Consider the following 22,269-nt stretch of genomic DNA (forward strand, 5'->3'; position numbering starts at 1 on the left):
GACGCCGGGAGGCCCCAGATGACCACCGCCATCGACCACGAAAGTCTCGTCAGGAGTGCCGAGGAACACGGGAACCGCTACATCGAGGCGTTCAACAGCGGCGACCTGGCCGTGATCGACGCGATGTACACCGAGGACGCCATCTCGGTCTGGGAGCCCGGGAACCCGCTCAGCGGCGACGCCCGCCGGGAGGCGCTCGCGGAGTTCATCGCGCAGCGGCCGAGGATGACCGCCACCCTGCGTGAGTCGCACGTCACCGGGACCGCCGCGTTGCTCGTCGTCGACTGGGCGATCGACGTGCCCCTGGAGGACGGCGGCACCGAGCACCTGGAGGGCGTCGGCCTCGACGTGCTCCGGATGGGCCCCGACGGGAACTGGCGTTTCGCCGTCGACAACCCGTTCGGCACGGACGCCTGACCGTCCGGTCCGGACCCACCCGCCGCCGCACCGCACCCGCCCGGGTGCCGACCGGTCGGTTCATCAACCGGTCATCGAACGGTCATCGCACCCCGCCCCCGCGGCGATTGCCGTGCGATGACCGCCCCTCGTCACACTTCATCACTGTGTCCGCGGTGATCCGCAGGAAGCCAGGGAGACCCCATGACAGGCAGCGAGACCGAGTCGACGGCCGTGCGTGACGCGGTTCGTACGATCGTTCCGCGACTGCGCGACAACGGCACTCAGGCCGAGGAACAGCGCTGGATACCCGACGAGAACATCGCCCTGCTGGAGAAGGCAGGGGTGTTCCGGGTCGGTGTGCCCAAGCGGTTCGGCGGGATCGAGGCGTCACTCGCCGAGCAGTTCGCGATCGTCACCGAGATCTCCCGGGGCTGCGCCTCCACCGGATGGGTGGCGGCGGCCTGGATGGAGGGGGCCTGGGTCGCCTCCCTCTACCCGGACGAGGTGCAGGCGGACATCTACGCCTCCGGTGCGGTCCGCATCTCCGGCGGCCTCGCCCCCACCGCGATGTTCACCGAGGTCGAGGACGGGTTCCTGCTCAACGGCAGCTGGGGTTTCAACACCGGCTGCCGGGGCGCCGACTGGAACTTCGTGGCCGGGGTCCGTGAGCTGCCCGACGGTGAGATGGAGCCGCTGTACGCCCTCGTGCCGATGGACAAGTTCGAGATCGCCGACGACTGGCACGTCTCGGCCGCCGCCGGCACCGGCAGCTTCACCACCTCGGCCACCGACGTGCACGTGCCCCGCCAGTACGTCGCCAGCGCCGAGGAACTCGTCACCGGCACCACCGGGGGCCGCTCGAACGTGGGCGCGACGGGTCGCAACTACGGGCTGATCACCTATGTGGCGGCGCTGTCGATCGCCGTCTACGTCGGTGCCGCCCAGGGCGCGTACGACACGTTCGTGGAGCGCCTGCCGGGCAAGCCGATCGCCTACACCAACTGGACCGACGCGCGTGAACACCCGCTCGTCCAGCTCAAGGTCGCCGCGGCGGCGAACGCGATCACGGCGGCGCAGGCGTTGGCCGCCGGGTTCGTCAAGCGCCTGCAGCAGCGCGCCGACGCCGGTGAGCATCCGTCGGTCGAGGACAGCGTCACCGTGCGCGGCCAGGGGGGTTTCGCGTTGCGGTTGCTCAAGGACGCCGTCGAGGACCTGCACGACGTCAGCAGCGCCTCGTCGCTGGTGCGCAGTCTGCCGTTCCAGCGCTTCTACCGGGACCTGGAGGGCCTGTCCCGGCACGGGATGATGACCCCGAACACGAATCTGGAACTGCACGGCCGACTGTTGCTCGGCCTCGATCCGGACACCCTGTTCCTCTAGGACGGCCCGCCGCCGCGTCGGGCCGGTCACCCATCCGCCGGCCGAGCCGGCATCCGAGCCCCCCGCTGTCCAGCGGGGAGATCAATCCGACACACCGCAACCCGCCCGACGCCGCCCGGTGTCAGGCGGGTTGCGGTGGCCCGACCTTTCCGGGGGGAAAGTGCACGCGTCAGTGCAAGGAACACGCTCGACCGGCTCCGGTAACAGCCGTCGTACCTTCCTGAAGGGCGCCGGAGCGGCCCTTCTCGGTGCGGCGACCGGCCTGCCCGTCGCCGCGCGGGCAACCGCCGGCTCGCCCCGCACCGTCACCGATGCCATCATCATCGGAGCCGGGTTCGCGGGCATCACCGCCGCCCGCGATCTCAAGGAAGCCGGCCTCAGCTCGGTCATCCTGGAGGCCCGTGGGCGTATCGGCGGTCGTACCTGGAGCTCCACGTTCGCCGGGGCACCCATCGAGCTCGGCGGCGAGGCCATCGACCCGAAGCAGCCGCACGTCTGGGCGGAGGCCGCCCGGTACGGGATCGGCACCACCTCGGACGGCTCGATCGACAGCTTCGTGATGCCCCAGGGCAACGGTTTCGTCATCCTGCCGCCCGCCCAGGCGTCGGCCCAGCTCTCGGCCCTGTTCACCCCGTTCTTCAACGGGGCCGCCAGCCTGTTCCCGAACGCCTTCAACCCGTTCGCCGGTGCCGGTGCCGGGCTGACCACCGCCGACCAGTGGTCCATGCGGACCCGGCTCAACCAGCTCGGCTACTCCCCGGCGGACGAGGCGTGGATCAACGGGACCACCGCCGGCCTCTCCGGCGGGTCCAGCAGCCGGGGCGCCTACACCATGCTGGCCCAGTCCTGGGTGCTGGCGGGCAACTCCTACCAGGGCTACGTCAGCATCAACACCTACGGCCTGCAGGGTGGCACCATCGCCCTGCTCAACGCCATGCTGGCGGACTCCCAGGCGACCCTGAAGCTCAACAGCCCGGTGCTGGCGGTGATCCGCAACGGTTCCACCGTCTCGGTGTTCACCAGCACCGGCCAGGAGTACGTCGCGCCGCGCGTCATCGTCGCCGTGCCGGTGAACCTCTGGAAGACCATCGCGTTCGCGCCGCTGCTGCCCTCGGCGTACCTGTCGGTGTCCCTGGCGGGCATCGGCGTGCCGAAGAGCAAGAAGATCTTCATGCGGATCAGTGGTGGCGCGGCGGGTTCCTTCATCGCGCACCCGCCCGAGGGATTCCCCATCTCCACCACCGTGCCGCACACCGAACTGCCCGACGGCACCCGGATCGTCTTCTGCTTCAGCACCGACTCGTCGGTGAGCGGCACCAGCGTCAGCCAGATGCAGTCCCTGATGCAGCAGTTGTCCCCGGGTGTGCAGGTGCTCGCCACCACCGCGCAGAACTGGGGGACCGACCCGTACTCCCTCGGTGGGTGGTCCTGCCGGCAGCCCGGCCAGCTGACCGGCCCCTACCAGAGCATCCAGCAGCCGCAGGGCCGGATCGCCTTCGCCGGCAGCGACATCGCCAACGGCTGGAGCGGCTACATCGACGGTGCCGTCGAGTCGGGCAAGCGGGCGGCACAGCAGGCGCTCGCGATGTGATCCGCAACGCGGGACGGGTGCGCGTCGAACCGACGGGCACCCGTCCCGGGTGACCTTCCGGCCGGCATCGACACCGTCGATGCCGGCCGCCGTCTCTCCGCGAAGCAGCACCCCGTCGCGGACCCACGAAGGAGCAGCAACCGTGGACCAGTTGACCTCGACCCTCAGCCCGGCCGTCAGCGCGTTCGTCAGCCGGCCCCGGCACCTGTTCATCGGCAACCGGTTCGTGCCCGCCGCCGACGGCGCGGCCCTGGCCACGGTGGACCCGTCCACCGGCCGGCACCTGGTCGACGTGGCCCACGCCGGTGCGGTCGACGTCGACCGCGCGGTCACGGCCGCCCGGGACGCGCTCGACGGCGAGTGGGGGAGCCTCCCGGCCGCCGCGCGGGGTCTGCTGCTCGCCCGCCTGGCGGACCTCGTCGAGGCGCACGCCGGGGAGTTCGCGGAACTCGAGGCGCTCAACTCGGGCAAGCCGGTGACCGCCAACGAGTACGTCGACGTGCCGGCCGCGATCGAACACTTCCGCTACTACAGCGGTTGGCCCAGCAAGCTCGAAGGGGGCACGATCCCGGTGATCGCCCCCGACACCCTCTGCTACACGCGGTTGGAGCCGGTGGGGGTCTGTGCCCAGATCATCCCGTGGAACTTCCCACTGATGATGGCGGCCTGGAAGTTGGCGCCGGCGCTCGCGGCAGGGTGTTCCGTGGTCCTGAAACCCGCCGAGCAGACGCCCCTGACAGCGCTGCGGCTGGCCGAACTGGTGGTCGAGGCCGGTTTCCCGGCCGGCGTGGTCAACGTCCTGCCCGGTGACGGGCGGACCGGCGCGGCGCTGGTGGCCCACCCGGGGGTGGCGAAGGTGGCGTTCACCGGATCGACCGAGGTGGGCCGGGAGATCGCCGCCCGGGCCGGTGCCGACCTCAAGCGGGTCACCCTGGAACTCGGGGGCAAGAGTCCCAACATCATCCTGGACGACGCCGACGTGCCCGCCGCCGTGGCCGGCTCGTACGAGGGGATCTTCTTCAACAGCGGGCAGAGCTGTGTGGCAGGTTCCCGGCTGTACGTGCACCGCAGCTGCCACGAGCAGGTGCTCGACGGTCTCGTCGCGGCGACCCGGCAGGCCGCGGTGGGTCCGGCCCTGGAGCGGGGGACCCAGCTCGGCCCGCTCGTCTCGGCCGAGCAGTACCGCCGGGTCCGCGGCTACCTCGTGGACGGTCTCGCGGCCGGTGCCACGATGGTGGCCGGTGAGGTGCCTCCGGCCGAGCCGGCCGACGGCTACTACGTCCGACCCGTGATCTTCACCGACGTGACGCCTGACATGCGGATCAGCCGGGAGGAGATCTTCGGACCGGTGCTGGTGGTGACGCCTTTCGACGACATCGACGAGGTCGTCGCGCTGGCCAACGACACCCCGTACGGGCTGGCGGCGGGGGTCTGGACCCGCAGCCTCGGCCGGGCGCACCGGCTCGCGGAGCGGATCAGGGCCGGCATGTTCTACGTCAACACGTGGGCGGCGGGGGATCCGGCCGCTCCCTGGGGCGGCGTCAAGGCCTCCGGCATCGGCCGGGAGATGGGCCGGGCGAACCTCGACGCGTACCTTGAGGTGAAGACGGTCTGGGCCGGTTACGGCCAGCTCTGACGCACGTCGGCCCCGGACCGCTGCCACACCGTTGTGCGGCGGTCCGGGGCCGACGTGCCGCTCAGGCGACCGGCACGGGATCGAGCAGGACCGGCAGTTCCTGGTGCCCGTTGGACACGAACGAGGTCAACCGGGGGATCTCGTCCGCCGGCCGGGCCAGGCGTAGCCCGGCGAACCGCTCGAACAGCGCCGGCAGGGCGATGCGCGCCTCCAACCGGGCCAGTGGCGCGCCCAGGCAGTAGTGCACCCCGTGGCCGAATCCGATGTGGTCACCCCGGGTCGCCCGGGTGATGTCGAAGACGTCGGCGTCCTCGCCGTGCACCTTCGGGTCCCGACCCGAGCCGGCGAACGAGATCATGATGGCGTCGCCCTTGGTGAACTTCACCCCGCCCAGCTCGAAGTCCTCGACGGCGTACCGCATCGGCAGGTTGGCGAAGGGCGCTTCCGAGCGCAGGGTCTCCTCGATGACGTCGTCCCAGCTCGCCGCGCCGGACCGGACGAGCTCACGCTGCTCCGGGTGGCTGAGCAGGGCGAAGATCGCCTGGTCCAGGAGGTTGGCGGTCGTCTCGTGGCCGGCGGTGAAGGTCAGCAGGATGGTGTCGACCAGTTCCCGCTCGGTCAGACCCGGGCCGTCCCGGTCGTCCCGGGCGGCGATCAGCCCACTGATCAGATCCTCGCCGGGGCTCTGCCGCCGCTGCTCCACCAACCGGGCCAGCACGGTGTAGACGCGCTCTTCCAGCAGGGGCGCCTCCTCGGGCGAGATCGCCCCGGTCAGCCACCTGCCGATCATGTCCAGCAACTCGTCCCGGATGGCGTCGGGGACGCCCAACAGTTCGGAGATCACCCAGGTGGGCAGGGCGTAGGCGTACTCGGCCCGCAGGTCGACCGGCCCGTCCTTGCCCTGCGCGGCGATCGAGTCCAGCAGGGTGGCGACGATCTGCTCGATCCGGGGACGTAGCGCGTTCGTCCGGCGGGCGGTGAACGCCTTGGCCACCAGCCGGCGGAGTCGGCTGTGCTCGGCGCCGTACGCGGTGATCATGTTTCGGTCGGCGACCCACATCGCCAGCGGCCAGGTCCGGGCCAACTCGCCCTCGCCGTTCTCCCAGGCCGGCCAGTGCTGGTAGGTGTCCCGGGAGACGCGGGGGTCGGTCAGCAGCGCTTTGATGAGCGCCGTGTCGGTGACCGCCCAGACGACGACACCGCCGGGCAGTTCCACCTGGGTCGCCGGCCCCCGGCGGCGCAGCGCGGCGGCCTCGCCGTGCAGGTCGGTGCCGGTCGGGTCGATCGTGTAAGGGCATCGTTCGTCGGACATCGCAATCCTCCCGAGATGGATCGATGGATGGTGACCGGGCGGATCGACCCTATGGAGCAGGGTGTAATCCCCAGTTCATCGATCGCTCTCCGTGGGTGCACTGGTGCGCCGATGACCGGTGGGAGAACGCGCCGGGCCCGGGCCGTCCGTCGGAGGCGTCCCGGGCCCGGCGCGTCAGAAACGACCGTGCGGCAGCTGGATCAGGGCTTCTTGATGACCTCGATCAGGCTGGCCAGCGCCTCGTCGCCGTGCCCGCTGTCGGCCCGCTCCTGGAGCATGTCCCGGATCGGGATCATCACGTCCGGCCGGAGTCCCTGGCCCTTGCTGGCCTCCACCATCTTGGCCAGACCGACCGCGTTCAGCCCCACCGTGGAGATGGTGGTCGCGTACTGGCCCGCGTCGACCTGCTGGGCGGCCCCCTTGATGCTGGGCAGCACCACGTGGGTGATCCAGGACTCGGCGAACGGCGTCAGCGCCGCCGCCGGGATGCCCTCGCTGGCGAGCATCGCGAAGCCGTGCAGCGCGCCGGCGAGCGACGACCACAGGATGCCGAGCAGCGAGAGGTCGTACAGGCCGGCGACCCCCGGGTCCTCGCTCAGGAAGATGCTGTTGCCGCCGAGGACCTTCAGGGTCGACTCGTAGGTGTCGAAGACCTCCTTCGAGCCGCCGTAGAACAGCAGGGTCTGGGGGAGCCCGACGGCCGGCGGCACCGTCATGATGTAACCGTCGAGGTACTTCGCGCCGAGGGACTGGGCCCACTGCGCGGCGCCCCGGGCGTCCTCCGGCACGCCGGAGGTCAGGTTGACGATGACCTTGCCGTTGAGCGACTCCTTCACCGGCTCAAGGATCTCGTGCAGGGTCTGGTAGTCGACCACGCAGGCCACCAGGACGTCGCTCGCGGCGACCGCGTCGGCGATCGTGTCCGCACGGCTCGCGCCCTGCTCAACAAGTGCGTCCGCCTTGTTGGCGGAGCGGTTCCACACCGTCGTGCGGTGGCCGGCCCTGAGATATGCGCCCGCCAGTGCCGCCCCCATCATTCCGAGGCCGATCACCGAGACGGGTACGCGGTTTTCTTCGGACACCAGTGCCACTCTCCTCTGTGTTCCTGAAAAGGCAAAAAGACTGTCGGTGCTGGCCACGCAGAAAGCGCCCGCCATCGCCGATGCCACTTTTGGAGCCTAGACGCCGGCATGTGGGCACTCAAGTACTTACTGCAAAGTATGTGACCGGTTGTCGGTCGTCGCCGCCGCCGAAGTGCTGCCGATGCTGTGGAACGCACCGCCGAAGAACAGCAGACCAGCCCCGTCGTGGCCGATTTCCGCGCCGATCACCGAACCGACGAAGATGGTGTGGTCGCCGGAATCGTGGGCCTCGAACAAACGGCATTCCAGCCAGGCCAGGGCACCCGAAATGAGGGGTGCGCCGGAGGCCGGTCCCGGCCGGTGCGGCAGTTTCTCGAACTGGGCCGCTCCCAGGGGCCGGCGACGGTCGGCGAAGTGACGGGCCAGGTGCTCCTGGTCTGCGCCGAGCACCGAGACCGCGAAGTGCTCCGCGGCGGAGATGGCCTTGTGCATGACCGCGCTGTGCGCCACGCAGCACAGGATCTGCGGTGGGTCCAGTGAGACCGAGGCGACGGCGTTGGCCGTCATGGCGTGCAGGTTGTCGCCTCCGACGGTGACAACCGTCACCCCCGTGGCGAAGCGGGCCATCACCTCTCGCAACGAGCGGTGCATGGACGTCCTCCCGTCTGCGCGGTCGGCCGGACGGCGTGCCGGTCCGGTGCGGATCGAACAACGCACCTGTCGGCTCACGTTAACCAGCCGGGCGCACGTCGGGTTCATCGAATGGTAATTCCGGTGGCCGGTCGGCGTGTGGTCGTAGGTTACCGGCGCGTTACCGCCTATTGAGGGCCGCCCCGTCGGGTGGCGTTAACCTGTTTGCGGTTGCGAAAACGGCAGCCGTCCAGGTGCGATCGACCGACGACAGGACCGGAACCGGCATGCAATCCGTGACACCAGAGCAGACCCTCGCCGAGCCAGCGATGCAGGAATTGCTGAACATGCTCGGCATCAATGTCGAATACACCCGGGCCGAGGGCGACACCCTGCGGTACGTCGGCCCCGACGGCACGCCGGAGACGGTGGTGGACTATGCCGGTGGCTACGGTGCCCTGGTCCTCGGTCACAACCATCCCGCGCTCGTCGACACCGCCGTGACCTTCCTGAGCGAACGCCGTCCGGTGCTCGCCCAGGCGTCCCGACAGCCGGCGGTCGACCAGATCGCCGCCCGGCTCAACGACATCGTCGGCCGTGAGTTCGGCACCGACGAGCGCTACTTCGCCATCTTCTCCAACAGCGGCGCCGAGTCGATCGAGGTGGCGCTCAAGCACGCGGAGTTCGACCGGGTGCTGCGGGTGCGCTCCCTGCTCGACGAGGTGGAGGCCCACATCGCGGAGGTGGCCGCCCAGGCGCAGACGGTGGCTCCGCCGCCCGGGTCCGGGGCCGACCTGTCCACCGTCCTGTCCGGACTACGGCGGGACAACGCCGAGGCCGCCGCACGACCGCCGGTGTTCGTCGCCCTGGCGGGCTCCTTCCACGGCAAGCTGGTCGGCAGCGTGCAGTTGACCCACAACCCGAGTTACCGCACCCCGTTCGCCGGCCTCGCGCCCGCCGCCCGGTTCGTGTCCCTGGACGACCTCGACGCGTTCGACCGCATCGCCGAGGAGACCCGCACCGTCCTGCGGGACGTCCGGGTCGTCGACGGCGTCGCCGTGGTCGTCGAGCGCCCGATCCCGGTGGTGGCGGCGTTCGTCATGGAGGTCATCCAGGGTGAGGGCGGCATCCGGGTGGTCACGCCGGCCCAGGCGGACCGCATCCGGCAGGGGTGCGCGGCGTTGGACTGCCCGATCGTCGTCGACGAGATCCAGAGCGGTCTGGGGCGTACCGGCGCGTTCTTCGCCAGTTCCCAGATCGGCTTCGCGGCCGACTACCTGACCCTGGCGAAGGGCCTCGGCGGCGGTATCACCAAGACGGCGGTGACCCTGGTCGCGCAGCGGCGCTACCGTCGCGACTTCGCGCTGGTGCACAGCTCCACGTTCGCCCGCGACGGCCTGTCCACCGCGGTCACCGCGCGGGTGCTGGAACTGCTGGAGGCGGAGAACGGTGCCGCCTACCTGCGTGCCAAGGAGAAGGGCGAGAAGCTGGCCGAGATCTTCCACGACCTGCGCCGTCGCTTCCCCGGGGTGGTCCGCGAGGTCCGGGGGCGGGGGTTGATGCTCGGGTTGGAGTTCGACGACCAGTCCGGTTCCGCCGCACCGGCCATCGCCGGTGCCTCCGCCAACGGCATGCTGGGCTACGTCATCTCGGGCTACCTGCTGCGGGTGCACCGGATCCGCACGTTCCCCACCGCGAGCGCGGCGAACACGTTGCGGTTCGAGCCGTCGCTCAACCTCGCCGACGCCGACATCGAGCGGCTCCGGGTCGCCTTGGAGGCGCTCTGCGTCGCCCTGCGGGACCAGGACGAGCAGGCCCTGATGGGTGGTGGGGCGGGGTGAGGGGTGCGGCGAAATCGTCACGTGTCGTCATTTTCACCGCAACACAGCGCGACCGTACGACTCTCGCGCGCTAGACTCTACGGACACCGGAACTCACGGGGAGAGTGCCGCCGGCCGGTCGGGGAGTGAATGAATTGAGTGTCAGGGTGCGGCCGACACATTGTGGTCTGGATGCCGCGATCGAGGTGATCAGCGGCAAGTGGAAGGTCGTCATCCTATGGGCCCTCAGTGACAGCCATCGACGGTTCGGTGAGCTGAGGAGGCTCATCGGAGTGAGCGAGAAGGTGTTGTTCCAACACCTGCGCGAACTCGAGGCCGACGGCATCGTCCGTCGGGAAGCCTCCGAGGACCTGCCGATGCGGGTGGAATACTCGCTGACCGACCGGGGGCAGGCACTCAACGACGCGCTCAAGCCGCTCGGGGCGTGGGGTCGGGAATACCTGCCGGCCCGGGCCGTGCCCGTGCCCGTGCCGCGCGACAGCTGACCACCAGGTGCGGACAGGCCCGGCCCGCGCCGGGTGGCGGTTCCTCGACAGTGGTGGCCCGGTCGGCAGCCGCCACCCGACCGCTGCCGCGGCGGGGCGGGGTCACATCGACCGGGCACCGGAGGGGTATCCACTGAGGAAGTGCCGTGCCGACCGGGTGGCCAGCAGGGATCTGACGTAACCGCGTAGTTCGTCGGGACGGTCGCCCTTGATCACGCTGAGTGCGCGCCGGAACCAGTGCGTGGACTCGCGGGGTTGCAGTGGCGAGCTGGAGTGGACGAAGTCGACCAGTTCGTCGATCGCGGCGTCGGACAACGCCTCCAGGGTGATGGTGGTGAAGTTCTGCTTGCCCCGTCCCCAGTCGGGGCGGCGTTGCAGCAGTTCCGGGGTGGCCGCGGCCACCACCAGCAGCGGCACTCCGATGAAGTCGGCGAGACCGTCGACCATGAGCAGCAGGTCGTCGTCGCTGCGGTGCAGGTCGTCGATGAGCAGCAGCACCGGGCGGTCGAGCGGTGTCCCCTCCAGGAAGTTGCCCCACCGTGCCAGATCCTCGCGTACGTCCACCGCGAGGCCGGGTACGGGTTCGTCGGCCACGAACGGGGTGATGCACCGCAGCACCCGGTCCGCGTGCTCGTCGCTGTCGGCCAGCCGGCGTACCGTACGGGTCAGCCGTTCCATAGCCCGCTCCGGCGCGTCGGTCGGCCGGATCTCGCACAGCGCGCGGACCAGCGCGGCCTGGACGGCGAAGACCCCGTCCCGCCCCGGCAGCTCCGCCGGGTCGGCGCAGACGTGCGCGAGGTGGACCCGGTGACCGAACATCCGCTCCAGCTCCGCCAGGTATCTGGTCTTGCCGCTGCCGGGCTCGCCGAGGGCGGTGACGAAGTGCGGCGTACGCCGGTGGCGGGCCCGGTCCAGGAGCCCACCGAGCAGGTCGAGCTCGAATCCGCGTTCCACGGTGGGGATCGTGTCCAACCCGATGGAGGTGGGTCGGAAGCCGCGTACCCGCCATTCCCCGGGGTCCGCGGTCGGCTGACAGTCGATGATGGACGCGGTGTCCGTCCGGGTGGTGGCGCAGACCCGGATCTCACACTCCCCGGTGCGCAGCAGCATCGCCTGGGAACGGTCCAGTAGCGTCCCGCAGATTCCGGCCGGGCCGTCCGGCCGGTTCGGCATGAGCGCCTCGCCGGTGACGACGGTGGCGCGGAAGGACACCCGGTGGCCGTTGGGTGGTACGTCGCCGGCTGCCGGCGTCTCCACCGGGTGCCAGCGGTTGCGGATGGCCATGGTGGCCAGGACGGCCCGCTCGGCGTCGTCGCCCCGGGCGCCGTCGGCGTCGAAGAGCCCGACGGTGACCGAGCCGATGGTGGTGGAGACCGATCCGCCGAACCGCTCCACCGTCTCCCGTATCCACTGGCTGGCGCCCTCCAGCAGCCTGTCGAGGGCGGCGGCGTCGAGCCTGGTGGTCCCGGTGTCGATGTGGCTGCGGATCAGCATGACGCTGACCTTCCGCCGCTCGCTGCGCAGCGGCTCCGGCGGCTCCTCGACGATGGCCGAGGCCCGGGCCGGTGACGCGAGTGCAGCCGGGCCGTCGAACGCGGCGGCCCTGCGTCGGACGCCCATCGGCTCGGGGTCGGCCCTGCGGTGGACCTCGATGACCTGACCGGGCGGCACGCTCAGTAGCCCGTGGGTCGCCAACTGGTTGGTGTCGTCCAGGTTGAGCTCGGGACTCTGGTTGAGGATCGCCTGTTGCAGCAGTTGCAGCTCCCGGCCGGGTTCCAGGCCGAGTTCCTCGGCCAGCATGGTGCGGGCCCGGGCATACACGTTCAGGGCGTCAGCCTGCCGGCCGCAGCGGTACAGCGCCAGCATCAGCAGCCGGCAGGACCGCTCGCGCAGCGCGATGCCGTCGAGGTCGTTGCCGAGTTCGTTGATCACCCCCTGGTATCGACCGCAGGAGATGTCGGCGTCGAAGTAGTCTTCGAGCGCGTCCATCCGGGCATTGTGGAGGTTGCCCAGTTCCGGCCAGACGATGCCGGCCTCCGCGAGGTCCGCCAGGGCCGGGCCCCGCCAGAGGCTCAGTGCGTTGCGCAGCGCGACCGCGGCGGCCTCCGGTGAGCCGGCTCTGAGCCGACGGTTCCCCGCCTCGGCGAGCCGCTGGAACCGGTGCAGGTCGACGCTCTCCGGGTCGACGACGAGCCGGTAGCCGGGTGACCTGGTCAGGAGGTTGGGTACGTCGCTGCCCGGGGCCGGTTGGAGCACCCGTCGGCGTAGGCTCCAGACAGCGTTCTGCAGAATCTTCCGCGCTGAGACCGGCGCGTCGTCATCGGGCCAGAGCGCGGAGATCAGTTGACTGGTGGCGACAGACCTATTGGCCTGCAACAACAGATAACCGAGCGTGGCCCGTTGTTTTGTTCCTCCCAGGACAAGCGAGTGTTCCTCATCTATCACTTCCAGCGGTCCGAGGACGCGGAACTGCACATTGCCCCCATGTAAAAGGCTCGCGGGTGTGGGTCGGATGACTGTTTCTGCGGTGAAGGCAGCCGTCCGACGTCAGTCGGAGCAGGCGCGGTCTCGGTCGAAGCTCCGACGGGGCGATGCTGTGTGGCCAGGTCTGGTGGAGAAGGCAGCAGTTGGCCAAAATCTGACGTGCTACAATCCCCGCCCTCATTACGGCTCGGCCGCAGTCGCACCCATAAAGATTAGGTCAGTGGCAACCTGGAGGTAAGTGCTTACTTCTAGGTAAGTAAACAGGTTGCCGGGTGCGGGGCTGAAACCCGCTCATCGCCACCGCGCCGTGTGCGTGGTTGCCGCTGGTGAGCGCCCGGATCCAGTTTCTCGATGACGTCCACTCTTAGGTAACCGGACATCCACCTGCACCTCATCGGCATCGAGAATGAACGATTGATTACCGACAGTACAGGACTGTCCTGCAATAATTCTACAGGCTTGCTGAGGCGGGCCTCCCGCTACCGCCATGCGGATTCCTGCTGCGGTTTAACCATCTCGTAACGATTCGAGGGATGTAAATGCAACAAGCCAAGGATGACGTGCTCGCCGCCGTACGCGACATCGTACCCAAGCTGCGGGAGAACGGCCTGGAGGCGGAGCAGCGGCGCTGGCTGCCCGAGGAGAACCTCGCCCTGCTGGAGAAGGCGGGTGTCTTCGCGATGGCCACTCCGCAACGGTACGGCGGGCTCGACCTGTCGCTGGCCGAACAGGCGGAGGTGCTCGCCGAGATCGCCCGTGGCTGCCCCTCGTCCAGCTGGGTTTCCATGGTCTGGGCGTCGAGTGCCTGGATGGTGACCCTGTTCCCCGAGGAACTGCAGGACGACATCTTCACCCGGCCCGGGGTCCGGATCTCCGGCGGATTCAGCCCGACCGGCACGCTCGTGCCCAGCGGCGACGGGTACGTGCTCAACGGGACGTGGGGCTTCAACTCCGGCTGCCGCGGCGCGGACTGGAACATGATGCTGGCGATCGTCCAGCGTCCGGACGGCACCACCGACGAGGCCATCGCGCTGGTGCCGATGGACCGGTTCGCCATCGCCGACGACTGGGTCGCGTCCTCCCTGACGGCGACAGGCAGCTCCACCACGACCGCCACCGACGTCTTCGTGCCGGCCCACCACGTCGTCATCCCGGCCGAGGCGGAGGCCGCGATGGCCGCCGGAATCGAACTGCCGCCGCCGCCACCCGGGCGCGGGTACGGGCTCTACAGCTTCCTGTTCGCCCAGTCGGTGGCCACGTTCATCGGCATCGCCCGGGGTGCGCTGGACATCTTCCTGGAGCGGCTGCCCGGGCGCGGCATCAGCCAGACCCAGTGGACCGACCAGAGCCAGCATCCGCTCACCCACATCCAGCTCGGTGCCGCCGCCAGCCGGATCGCGGCCGCCGAGGCGCTGTGCCAGCAGATGTACGGCCTCCTCCAGGACCGGGCCGACCGGTACGAGGAACTGACGCTTGCCGAGCGGGCCGCCATCCGTGGCCACAGTGCCTACGCGGCGCAGCAGGCCAAGGAGGCGGTGGAGATCCTCTACAACGCCAGCGGCGCGTCGGTGATCAAGCGGGCGGTGCCGTTGCAGCGGTTCCACCACGACATTCAGGGCCTCGCGCTGCACGGCTGGATTCTGCTCAGCACCAATCTGGAGGTACAGGGCCGGGTCATCCTCGGCCTTGACCCGCAAACCCCGCTGCTCTGACGCCCCGCGCAGCGGCCACCGACAAGCCCAGGAGGAAAACCGTGGACAACCTCGTCGACTCCACCATTCCCGACGACCCCGACCTGCAGAACGATCTGTTCGTCAAGGTGTTCAACTCCGGAAACGGCGCGCTCTATGACTCCATGTACACGGAGGATGCGGTCTCGAACATCTCCGGCGCACCGCTGTCGGGCAAGGCCCGAACGGATTTCTTCGTCGACTTCCTCGCCACCGGACCGAGGATTCGTTCGAAGGTCCTGCAGACCTACACCACCTCCGACACGTCCCTTCTGATCGTCGACTACAGCCTGGACATCCCCGGGCCGGACGGTGAGATGACGCACATCAACGGGACCTGCACGGATGTGCTCGTACGCAATGAGGAAGGCGACTGGCGACTGGCCGTGGACCGTCCGGTGCCGTCCGAAGATCATTCCTGAGAATTCACGGGTGGCCCGGCGCCGGAGGTGGTCCGTCCGGGGCCGGGCCGCTTCCGCAGGTGGCCTACGGAGAATTCTCGGTGACTTCGACGTTACCGCGGTCGCGGAAGGCATTCGCTCGTGTGGACAGCCCGTCGCCCGAAGCGATGGCGATTCCGTTTGATCCGTGGCCGTGGCAGTGCGTGACGGTCCCGGCGCGACAAGGAGACGCAGACGATGGCTAGCAGCCTGCTCCACCCCTCCGGTCCGGAGACCCGGACCCTGCCGGACGTGTTGCGACTCCGTGATGCCACGGAGCCGGACACGACCGCGTACGTGTTCCTGCGGGACGGCGAGGAACCCGAGGAGACCCTGACCTTCCGGCAGCTCCACGACGCGGCGACGGCCCGGGCGGCCCGGTTCGCGGCCCTCGGGCTGACCGGCCAGCGGGCGGTCCTGCTCTACCCCTCCGGCCTGGAGTTCATCCGCACCCTGCTCGGCTGCATGTCCGCGCGGGTGGCCAGCGCCCCGATGCAGGTGCCCCGCCGCCGTGACGGGCTGGCCCGGCTGCGCCGCATCGCCGACGACGCGCGTACCACCACGGTCCTGACCACGCTGGCGGTGAAGACCGACCTTGAGTCGCGCTTCGGCGACGCACCCGAACTGGCCGGACTCGCCCTCGTCGCCACGGACGACGCCCCGTCCGCGCCGCCGCCGCCCGACTGGGGCGCGGTCGCGCCCGGACCTGACGACATCGCGTTGCTCCAGTACACGTCGGGTTCGACGGGCGACCCCAAGGGCGTCGTGGTGACCCACCGGCACTTCATGCACAACGCCCGGGAGACCGACGAACTGTGGCCCTTCGCCCCCGACGGGAAGGTGGTCAACTGGCTGCCCCTGTTCCACGACATGGGGATGCTCTTCGGTGTGGTGCTGCCGCTGTGGGCCGGGGTGCCGTCGTTCCTGATGGCACCCGAGTCCTTCATCCGCCGGCCCGCACGCTGGCTCGAAGCCATCGCCCGGTTCGGCGGCACCCACTCCGCGGCCCCCAGTTTCGCCTACGAGCTGTGCGTGCGCGCCGCTGCCGAGGGCGGCACGGGTGCGGTTGGCGACCTGTCCCGCTGGCGGGTCGCCGCGAACGGGGCGGAGCCGGTCCGCTGGGGGACGCTCACCTCGTTCGTCGAGGCGTTCACCCCGCACGGATTCTCCGCCGAGGCGATGTGTCCCGGCTACGGCCTGGCCGAGAACACCCTGAAGGTCACCGGCAGCAGCCAGCACCGCCCCCCGAAGGTCCTCTGGGTCGATCCGGGCGCGCTGGCCGACGGGGTGGTCACCCTCGCCGACGGACCGCGGGTCGACCCGGTCCCTGCGGTGAGCTGCGGGGCGACGGTGCCGTCCACCACGGTACGCATCGTGGACCCCACCTCGCGCGCGCAGTGCCCGCCCGGCCGGGTCGGCGAGATCTGGGTCAGTGGCCCCTGTGTGGCCGGCGGCTACTGGGGGCGTCAGGAACTGTCGGAGGAGTCCTTCCGGGCCCGCCTGCTCGACGATCCGGACACCCCGCACCTGCGTACCGGCGACCTCGGCTTCCTGCACGACGGCGAGTTGTACGTCACCGGCCGGCTCAAGGACGTCATCATCCGCAAGGGCCGCAACCACTACCCGCAGGACATCGAGGAGTCGGCGGAGCAGGCGGTCCCCGGGCTGCATCCGAACTGCGCCGCCGCGTTCTCCGTCGACGACGGCACCTCCGAGCGGCTGGTGGTGCTCATCGAGGTGGACGGGCGGGTGCTGCGCTCGCCCGGCCTCGCGGCGGCCCGGGAACTGGTGCGCGCGGCGATCTGGGAGAAGCACCGGTTGGAGGCCGACGAGATCCTGATGCTGCGCCGGGGCGCGTTGTCGAAGACCTCCAGCGGCAAGGTGCAGCGGCGCGCCTGCCGTCGGCGCTACGAGGAGGGCACACTGGTCGCGCTGCCGGTCAACGCCGTGCCGACGACGGGAGCCCACAGGTGAGCGGGCTCCGGGGGTCGGCGATCCTCGGTGTCGGTGCGTACCGGCCGAGCCGGGTGGTCGGCAACGACGAGATCTGCGCCCGGATCGACTCCTCGGACGAGTGGATCCGCAAGCGGTCCGGCATCGTCTCGCGGCGCTTCGCCGACGACGGGGAGACCATCGTCGGGATGGCGGCGGAGGCGACCCGCAAGGCGGTGGCGCAGTCCGGGACGCATCCCCGGGACGTGGACGCGGTCGTGCTGGCGTCCATGTCGATCCTCGAACAGTCACCACCGTCCGCCCCGAGGGTGGCCACCCTGATCGGGGCCCGTAACGCCGCCGGGCTGGATCTGAACGCCGCCTGTTCGGGCTTCTGCTACGGCCTGGCGGTCGCCGACTCGATGGTGCGCTCGGGTCAGGTCGACCGGGTCGTGGTGGTGGGTTCCGAGCGGATGAGCGACATCGTCGATCCCGACGACCGGGGCACCGCCTTCCTCTTCGGCGACGGGGCCGGCGCGGTGGTCGTGGGGCCGGCGGAGAACCGGGGGATCGGGCCGGTCGTCTGGGGGTCCGACGGGGAACGCCACGAGATGATCGCCCACGACGGGGCGTGGCGGCACGGCGGGGCCTGGCCCTACATGAGGATGGCCGGGCCGGAGGTCTTCCGTTGGGCCACCCGGCTGGTCCCCGAGACGGCGACCCGGGCGCTGGCCGCCGCCGGTGTACGGGCGGACGATCTCGGGGCGTTCATCCCGCACCAGGCCAACCTGCGGATCGTCGAGGCTGCCGCGCGCGCCCTGGGGCTCGGTCCGCGCACCGTGGTGGCCCGGGACGTGGTGCACGCCGGCAACACCTCGGCGGCGTCCATTCCGCTGGCCATGGACGACCTGCTGTCCCGGGGGGCGGTCGCGGCGGGGGAGTCGGCCCTGCTGGTCGGCTTCGGCGCCGGGCTCACCTACGCCGCCCAGGTGGTGACGCTGCCGTGAACGCGACACCACAGCCGGGCGCGGGACGCACCGCGCCGGACCCGACGTCGACCGGGCCGACCGCGACCGGGCGGTCCTCCGACGCCCTGGGCACGGACGACGGCTCGACCACCACCGCCGGGCGGCTCGCGGAGCTGGTCCGCCGCCGCGAGTCGGCCCACCACCCGGACGACGGACGGGCCGTGCGACGGCAGCACGACAAGGGCAAGCTGACGGCCCGGGAGCGGATCGAGGCGCTCCTCGATCCGGACTCCTTCGTGGAGCTGGACGCGTTGGCCCGACACCGCTGCCACAGCTTCGGGATGGAGCGGGAGCGCCCGTACGGCGACGGGGTGGTGACCGGTCACGGCACCATCGACGGTCGCCGGGTGTACCTGTTCGCCCAGGACTTCACGGTCTTCGGCGGCAGCCTCGGTGAGGTGTACGGCGAGAAGATCATCAAGGTGATGGACCTCGCGCTGCGGACCGGCACACCGATCATCGGCATCAACGACTCGGGTGGTGCCCGCATCCAGGAGGGGGTGGTGTCGCTGGCCTACTACGCCGAGCTGGTCAAGCGGCACGTCCAGGCATCCGGGGTGATTCCGCAGATCTCCCTGATGACCGGCCCGTGCGCGGGTGGTGCGGTGTACGCGCCGGCCATCACCGACTTCGTCGTGATGGTGGACGGCATCTCGCACATGTTCGTCACCGGCCCCGAGGTGCTGCGTACGGTCACCGGGCAGGAGGTGGACCGGGAACTGCTGGGCGGTGCGCACAGCCACAACACCATCTCGGGAAACGCCCACCACCTCGCCGCCGACGAGAAGGACGCGTTCGAGTACGTCCGGCTGCTGCTCGGGCACCTGCCGTCGAACAACATGACCGACCCGCCGGTGTTCGCCGTGTCGGAGCGCGCGGACGCCGCCGAAACCGACGCCGCCCTGGACACGCTCATCCCCGACGACCGCAACCGGCCGTACGACATGACGCAGGTGGTGCGGGCGGTCCTGGACGACGGTGAGCTGCTGGAGGTCCAGCCGCTGTTCGCCCGCAACATCGTCTGTGGGTTCGGCCGGGTCGACGGGCACAGCGTCGGCGTGGTGGCCAACCAGCCGATGCAACTCGCGGGGGTGCTCGACATCGACGCCAGCGAGAAGGCGGCCCGTTTCATCCGCACCTGCGACGCGTTCCACATCCCGGTGCTGACCTTCGTCGACGTCCCCGGCTTCATGCCCAGCCTGGAGCAGGAGCAGGGCGGCATCATCCGGCGGGGCGCGAAGCTGATCTACGCCTACGCGGAGGCCACCGTGCCGATGGTCACCGTGGTCACCCGCAAGGCCTACGGCGGGGGGTACGGGGTGATGGGCTCCAAGCATCTCGGCACCGACATCAACCTGGCCTGGCCCACCGCCGAGATCGCCGTGATGGGTGGGGAAGGGGCGGTCAGCGTCCTGCACCGGCGGACCCTGCGGGACGCCGCCGACCCCCGGGCCGAGCGGGAACGGCTGCGCGCGGAGTACGAGCGGACGTTGTGCAACCCCTACGTGGCCGCCGAGCGGGGCTACATCGACGCGGTGATCCTGCCCAGGGAGACCCGTACCCAGGTGGTCGAGGCCCTCCGTGCGCTGCGCGACAAGCGGGTCGACCGGCTGCCCCGCAAGCACGGGAACATCCCGCTGTGACCGGGCGGGACCTCCGTGGCGGGCGGTACCCGCAGGGGGCACGGCCCGGGCACGGTCCGGGGCGGCCGGACCGGCCCGCCGGGGACCGGGCGGACCTGACGGTACGGGCCGACGCGACGCCTGAGGAGATCGTGGCGGTCCTCGTGGCGGTACAGACACTGGCCGCGCCGCCCGCCGACCGGCCCCCGCAGCGGGTACGGGCGGCCCGGGTCGCCGTGCTGCGCCGGTCCCTGCCGGTGGACCGCAGCGCGACCGCCTGGCGCCGGGGTGCCCGGTGAGGACATCGACGAGGGGAGCAGGCGTGCGCAAGGTACTGATCGCCAATCGGGGCGAGATCGCCGTACGGGTGGCCCGGGCGTGCCGTGACGAGGGGCTGGCGAGCGTGGCGGTCTACGCCGACCCGGACCGGGACGCCCTGCACGTCGCCCTGGCCGACGAGGCCTACGCGCTCGGCGGGGACACCCCGACGACCAGCTATCTCGACCCGGACCGCATCCTGCGGGCCGCCGCCCTGGCCGGCGCGGACGCGGTGCACCCGGGGTACGGCTTCCTGTCCGAGAACGCCGACTTCGCCGAGGCCGTGCTCGCGGCGGGCCTGACCTGGATCGGGCCGCCGCCCGCGGCCATCCGTGCGCTGGGCGACAAGGTCGCCGCGCGGGCGATCGCCCGCCGGGTGGGCGCCCCGCTGACGCCTGGTACGCCGGGGCCTGTCGACTCCGCCGACGAGGTGCTGGCGTTCGCCCGGAAACACGGGTTGCCGGTCGCGGTCAAGGCGGTGCACGGTGGGGGCGGTCGGGGGTTGAAGGTCGCCCGTACCCTCGATGAGATCCCCGCGCTGTTCGAGTCGGCCGTCCGCGAGTCCGTTGCCGCGTTCGGGCGGGGGGAGTGCTTCGTGGAGCGTTTCCTCGACCGTCCCCGGCATGTGGAGACCCAGTGTCTCGCCGACCGCTACGGCACGGTCGTGGTGGTCTCCACCCGCGACTGCACCCTGCAACGCCGGCACCAGAAGCTGGTCGAGGAGGCGCCCGCGCCGTTCCTGACCCCGCAGCAGGACGCCGAGCTGCGGCGGGCGTCGCGGGCGGTCCTCGCCGAGGTCGGCTACGTCGGTGCCGGGACCTGCGAGTTCCTGGTCGACAGCGACGGCAGCATCTCGTTCCTTGAGGTCAACACCCGGCTCCAGGTCGAGCACCCGGTCAGCGAGGAGGTGGCCGGCATCGATCTCGTCCGGGAGATGTTCCGGCTGGCCGACGGTGCGCCGATCGGGTACGACGACCCGCCGGCCCGGGGCCACTCGATCGAGTTCCGGATCAACTGCGAGGACCCGGGGCGCGGGTTCCTGCCGACCCCGGGCACGGTCACCGCCTACGTACCCCCCTCGGGGCCCGGCGTCCGGGTCGACACCGGGGTACGCAGCGGCAGCACCGTGGGACCGTCCTGGGACTCGCTGCTGGCCAAACTGGTGGTCACCGGCGCCACCCGGGACCAGGCCCTGCAACGGGCCCGCCGCGCCCTGGCCGAGTTCACGGTGGAGGGCCTGGCCACCACGTTGCCGTTCCACCGTGCGGTCGTCGAGGACCCGGCCTTCGCCGGACCCGCGCTGCTGGTCCACACCGAGTGGATCGAGCGGGACTTCGACAACCGGCTGGAGCCTCACGACCGGCCGACCGCCGCCGGGACGGAGGAGCCCGCCCGCCGGCAGGTGGTGGTGGAGGTCAACGGCCGGCGGATGGAGGTGTCGCTGCCGGCCGCCCTCGCGGCGACGCCCGCCGGGTCGGCCCCGCCGGCGCGGCCCCGTCGGCGCAGCGTCGCGCAGGCCCGTCCGGCGGTGTCGGGCAGCATGGTGACCGCGCCGATGCAGGGCACCGTGGTCAGGATCGCGGTGGTCGAGGACGAACCGGTGGAGGCCGGCCAGCTCCTGGTCGTGCTGGAGGCGATGAAGATGGAACAGCCGGTGCTGGCCCACCGGGCCGGTGTGGTCAAGAACATGCAGGTCGAGGTGGGCGCGGTGCTGCCGGCCGACGGCGTCATCTGCGAGGTCATCGACTGACCGGTGGTGTTCGGCGGGCGGTGGCTGCGCGACCGGTGCGGTGGGGGACCGGGCCTCCCTTACCATGGGTACCGCGCCGATGACGGTGCCCCTAAGCTGGTTCCCGTTGCGGTGGTTCTTCTGTTCTGGTGGCTCTTGTTCGTGGGGTGGTGGTCGCGGTGGCGGTCGGTACGATTCTCAGCTTCGACGACGTGAAGGGGTACGGCTTCATCAGCCCGGAGGGCGGTGGTGAGGACGTCTTCGTGCACGCGAACGACTTCGGCGACCAGCGTCCGTCGGTCGCGCCCGGGATGCGGGTGGAGTTCGAGTCGGTGGAGGGCAACCGCGGGATCAAGGCGCTCTACGCGCGCCTGCTCAACCCGGGGGCCCCGGTCGCGTCGCGCCCGTCGGCGTCCGCCGCGCCGACGGTGACCCGGCTACCGGTGACCGACCGGGGCGACGACGACGAGTGCGACGTCCTGACCGCCTTCACCTTCCGGTCCAACATCACGGAACTGCTGGTGGAGCAGGTGCCGACGCTCACCGGTGCCCAGATCAGCCAGATCCGGCAGCACCTCACCCAGTTCGCCCGTTCCCACGGGTGGATCGAGGACTGACCCCGTCCGGTGC

The 22,269-nt window shown here is 70.6% G+C and carries 18 protein-coding genes; 14 read left to right on the forward strand and 4 right to left on the reverse strand.

The window, feature by feature from the left end; translation table 11 throughout:
- Positions 1-18: 18 nt before the first annotated feature.
- The 4 genes from ACN267_RS04745 to ACN267_RS04760 all read left to right on the forward strand — a co-directional run bounded on the left by ACN267_RS04745 (position 19) and on the right by ACN267_RS04760 (position 5,006).
- Positions 19-417: a YybH family protein gene (locus tag ACN267_RS04745; RefSeq protein ID WP_204961473.1), complete on the forward strand. Its 399-nt coding sequence runs from the start codon at positions 19-21 to the stop codon at positions 415-417.
- A gap of 183 nt (positions 418-600) precedes the next feature.
- Complete coding sequence (locus tag ACN267_RS04750; protein WP_204961474.1) at positions 601-1,779, forward strand: acyl-CoA dehydrogenase family protein; 1,179 nt, start codon at positions 601-603, stop codon at positions 1,777-1,779.
- 172 nt (positions 1,780-1,951) lie between these two features.
- Positions 1,952-3,370: a flavin monoamine oxidase family protein gene (locus tag ACN267_RS04755; protein ID WP_421488019.1), complete on the forward strand. Its 1,419-nt coding sequence runs from the start codon at positions 1,952-1,954 to the stop codon at positions 3,368-3,370.
- A gap of 142 nt (positions 3,371-3,512) precedes the next feature.
- Positions 3,513-5,006 (forward strand): aldehyde dehydrogenase family protein, encoded by a 1,494-nt coding sequence (locus tag ACN267_RS04760; RefSeq protein ID WP_421488020.1) that lies wholly within the window; start codon positions 3,513-3,515, stop codon positions 5,004-5,006.
- Between the two features lie 61 nt (positions 5,007-5,067).
- Here the strand turns inward: ACN267_RS04760 and ACN267_RS04765 are convergent, their stop codons facing one another.
- The 3 genes from ACN267_RS04765 to ACN267_RS04775 form a co-directional block, all read right to left on the reverse strand.
- On the reverse strand, positions 5,068-6,318 hold the full coding sequence (locus ACN267_RS04765) for a cytochrome P450 family protein (RefSeq protein ID WP_281896273.1): 1,251 nt from the start codon (positions 6,316-6,318) through the stop codon (positions 5,068-5,070).
- Positions 6,319-6,518: 200 nt separating this feature from the next.
- Positions 6,519-7,400: an NAD(P)-dependent oxidoreductase gene (locus ACN267_RS04770; protein ID WP_204961478.1), complete on the reverse strand. Its 882-nt coding sequence runs from the start codon at positions 7,398-7,400 to the stop codon at positions 6,519-6,521.
- A gap of 126 nt (positions 7,401-7,526) precedes the next feature.
- Entirely contained in the window at positions 7,527-8,027 is a 501-nt protein-coding gene (locus tag ACN267_RS04775) for a flavin reductase family protein (RefSeq protein ID WP_281896275.1), read from the reverse strand.
- 299 nt (positions 8,028-8,326) lie between these two features.
- On the opposite strand from ACN267_RS04775, the gene ACN267_RS04780 reads away from it, so the two are divergent.
- Positions 8,327-9,871, forward strand: a complete 1,545-nt coding sequence (locus ACN267_RS04780) for an aspartate aminotransferase family protein (RefSeq protein WP_307821457.1) — start codon at positions 8,327-8,329, stop codon at positions 9,869-9,871.
- A gap of 185 nt (positions 9,872-10,056) precedes the next feature.
- A complete protein-coding gene (locus ACN267_RS04785; RefSeq protein WP_421490388.1) occupies positions 10,057-10,356 on the forward strand; it encodes a winged helix-turn-helix transcriptional regulator in 300 nt (99 codons plus the stop codon).
- Positions 10,357-10,458: 102 nt separating this feature from the next.
- Here the strand turns inward: ACN267_RS04785 and ACN267_RS04790 are convergent, their stop codons facing one another.
- Positions 10,459-12,612, reverse strand: coding sequence for a BTAD domain-containing putative transcriptional regulator (locus ACN267_RS04790; protein WP_204961481.1), 2,154 nt, complete (start codon positions 12,610-12,612; stop codon positions 10,459-10,461).
- 767 nt (positions 12,613-13,379) lie between these two features.
- On the opposite strand from ACN267_RS04790, the gene ACN267_RS04795 reads away from it, so the two are divergent.
- From ACN267_RS04795 to ACN267_RS04830, 8 genes are all read left to right on the forward strand, one after another.
- Positions 13,380-14,552 carry an acyl-CoA dehydrogenase family protein gene (locus tag ACN267_RS04795; protein WP_204961482.1) on the forward strand — a complete coding sequence of 391 codons (1,173 nt, stop codon included), beginning with the start codon at positions 13,380-13,382 and terminating at the stop codon, positions 14,550-14,552.
- Between the two features lie 41 nt (positions 14,553-14,593).
- Positions 14,594-14,992: a YybH family protein gene (locus ACN267_RS04800; protein WP_281896287.1), complete on the forward strand. Its 399-nt coding sequence runs from the start codon at positions 14,594-14,596 to the stop codon at positions 14,990-14,992.
- Between the two features lie 216 nt (positions 14,993-15,208).
- Positions 15,209-16,984: a fatty acyl-AMP ligase gene (locus ACN267_RS04805; RefSeq protein ID WP_421488021.1), complete on the forward strand. Its 1,776-nt coding sequence runs from the start codon at positions 15,209-15,211 to the stop codon at positions 16,982-16,984.
- The gene (locus ACN267_RS04810; protein WP_204961484.1) at positions 16,981-17,949 is read left to right on the forward strand and encodes a beta-ketoacyl-ACP synthase III; all 969 of its coding nucleotides are present in this window, start codon (positions 16,981-16,983) and stop codon (positions 17,947-17,949) included. Before ACN267_RS04805 ends, ACN267_RS04810 begins: the two co-directional genes overlap by 4 nt.
- 86 nt (positions 17,950-18,035) lie before the next feature.
- Positions 18,036-19,613, forward strand: coding sequence for an acyl-CoA carboxylase subunit beta (locus ACN267_RS04815; RefSeq protein ID WP_204961630.1), 1,578 nt, complete (start codon positions 18,036-18,038; stop codon positions 19,611-19,613).
- The gene (locus ACN267_RS04820) at positions 19,610-19,891 is read left to right on the forward strand and encodes a hypothetical protein (protein WP_204961485.1); all 282 of its coding nucleotides are present in this window, start codon (positions 19,610-19,612) and stop codon (positions 19,889-19,891) included. Before ACN267_RS04815 ends, ACN267_RS04820 begins: the two co-directional genes overlap by 4 nt.
- A gap of 23 nt (positions 19,892-19,914) precedes the next feature.
- Complete coding sequence (locus ACN267_RS04825) at positions 19,915-21,660, forward strand: acetyl/propionyl/methylcrotonyl-CoA carboxylase subunit alpha (RefSeq protein ID WP_204961486.1); 1,746 nt, start codon at positions 19,915-19,917, stop codon at positions 21,658-21,660.
- Between the two features lie 158 nt (positions 21,661-21,818).
- A complete protein-coding gene (locus ACN267_RS04830; RefSeq protein WP_204961631.1) occupies positions 21,819-22,256 on the forward strand; it encodes a cold-shock protein in 438 nt (145 codons plus the stop codon).
- Positions 22,257-22,269: the final 13 nt, after the last annotated feature.

The organism is Micromonospora sp. WMMD734 (assembly GCF_049178975.1).
Lineage (GTDB): Bacteria > Actinomycetota > Actinomycetes > Mycobacteriales > Micromonosporaceae > Micromonospora > Micromonospora wenchangensis.

Excerpts from the sequence above, each read along its gene's own strand:
- ACN267_RS04765 (WP_281896273.1), bottom strand. The coding sequence starts at position 6,318 with ATGTCCGACGAACGATGCCCTTACACGATCGACCCGACCGGCACCGAC.
- ACN267_RS04775 (WP_281896275.1), bottom strand. The coding sequence starts at position 8,027 with ATGGCCCGCTTCGCCACGGGGGTGACGGTTGTCACCGTCGGAGGCGAC.
- ACN267_RS04750 (WP_204961474.1), top strand. The coding sequence starts at position 601 with ATGACAGGCAGCGAGACCGAGTCGACGGCCGTGCGTGACGCGGTTCGT.
- ACN267_RS04805 (WP_421488021.1), top strand. The coding sequence starts at position 15,209 with ATGGCTAGCAGCCTGCTCCACCCCTCCGGTCCGGAGACCCGGACCCTG.
- ACN267_RS04795 (WP_204961482.1), top strand. The coding sequence starts at position 13,380 with ATGCAACAAGCCAAGGATGACGTGCTCGCCGCCGTACGCGACATCGTA.
- ACN267_RS04745 (WP_204961473.1), top strand. The coding sequence starts at position 19 with ATGACCACCGCCATCGACCACGAAAGTCTCGTCAGGAGTGCCGAGGAA.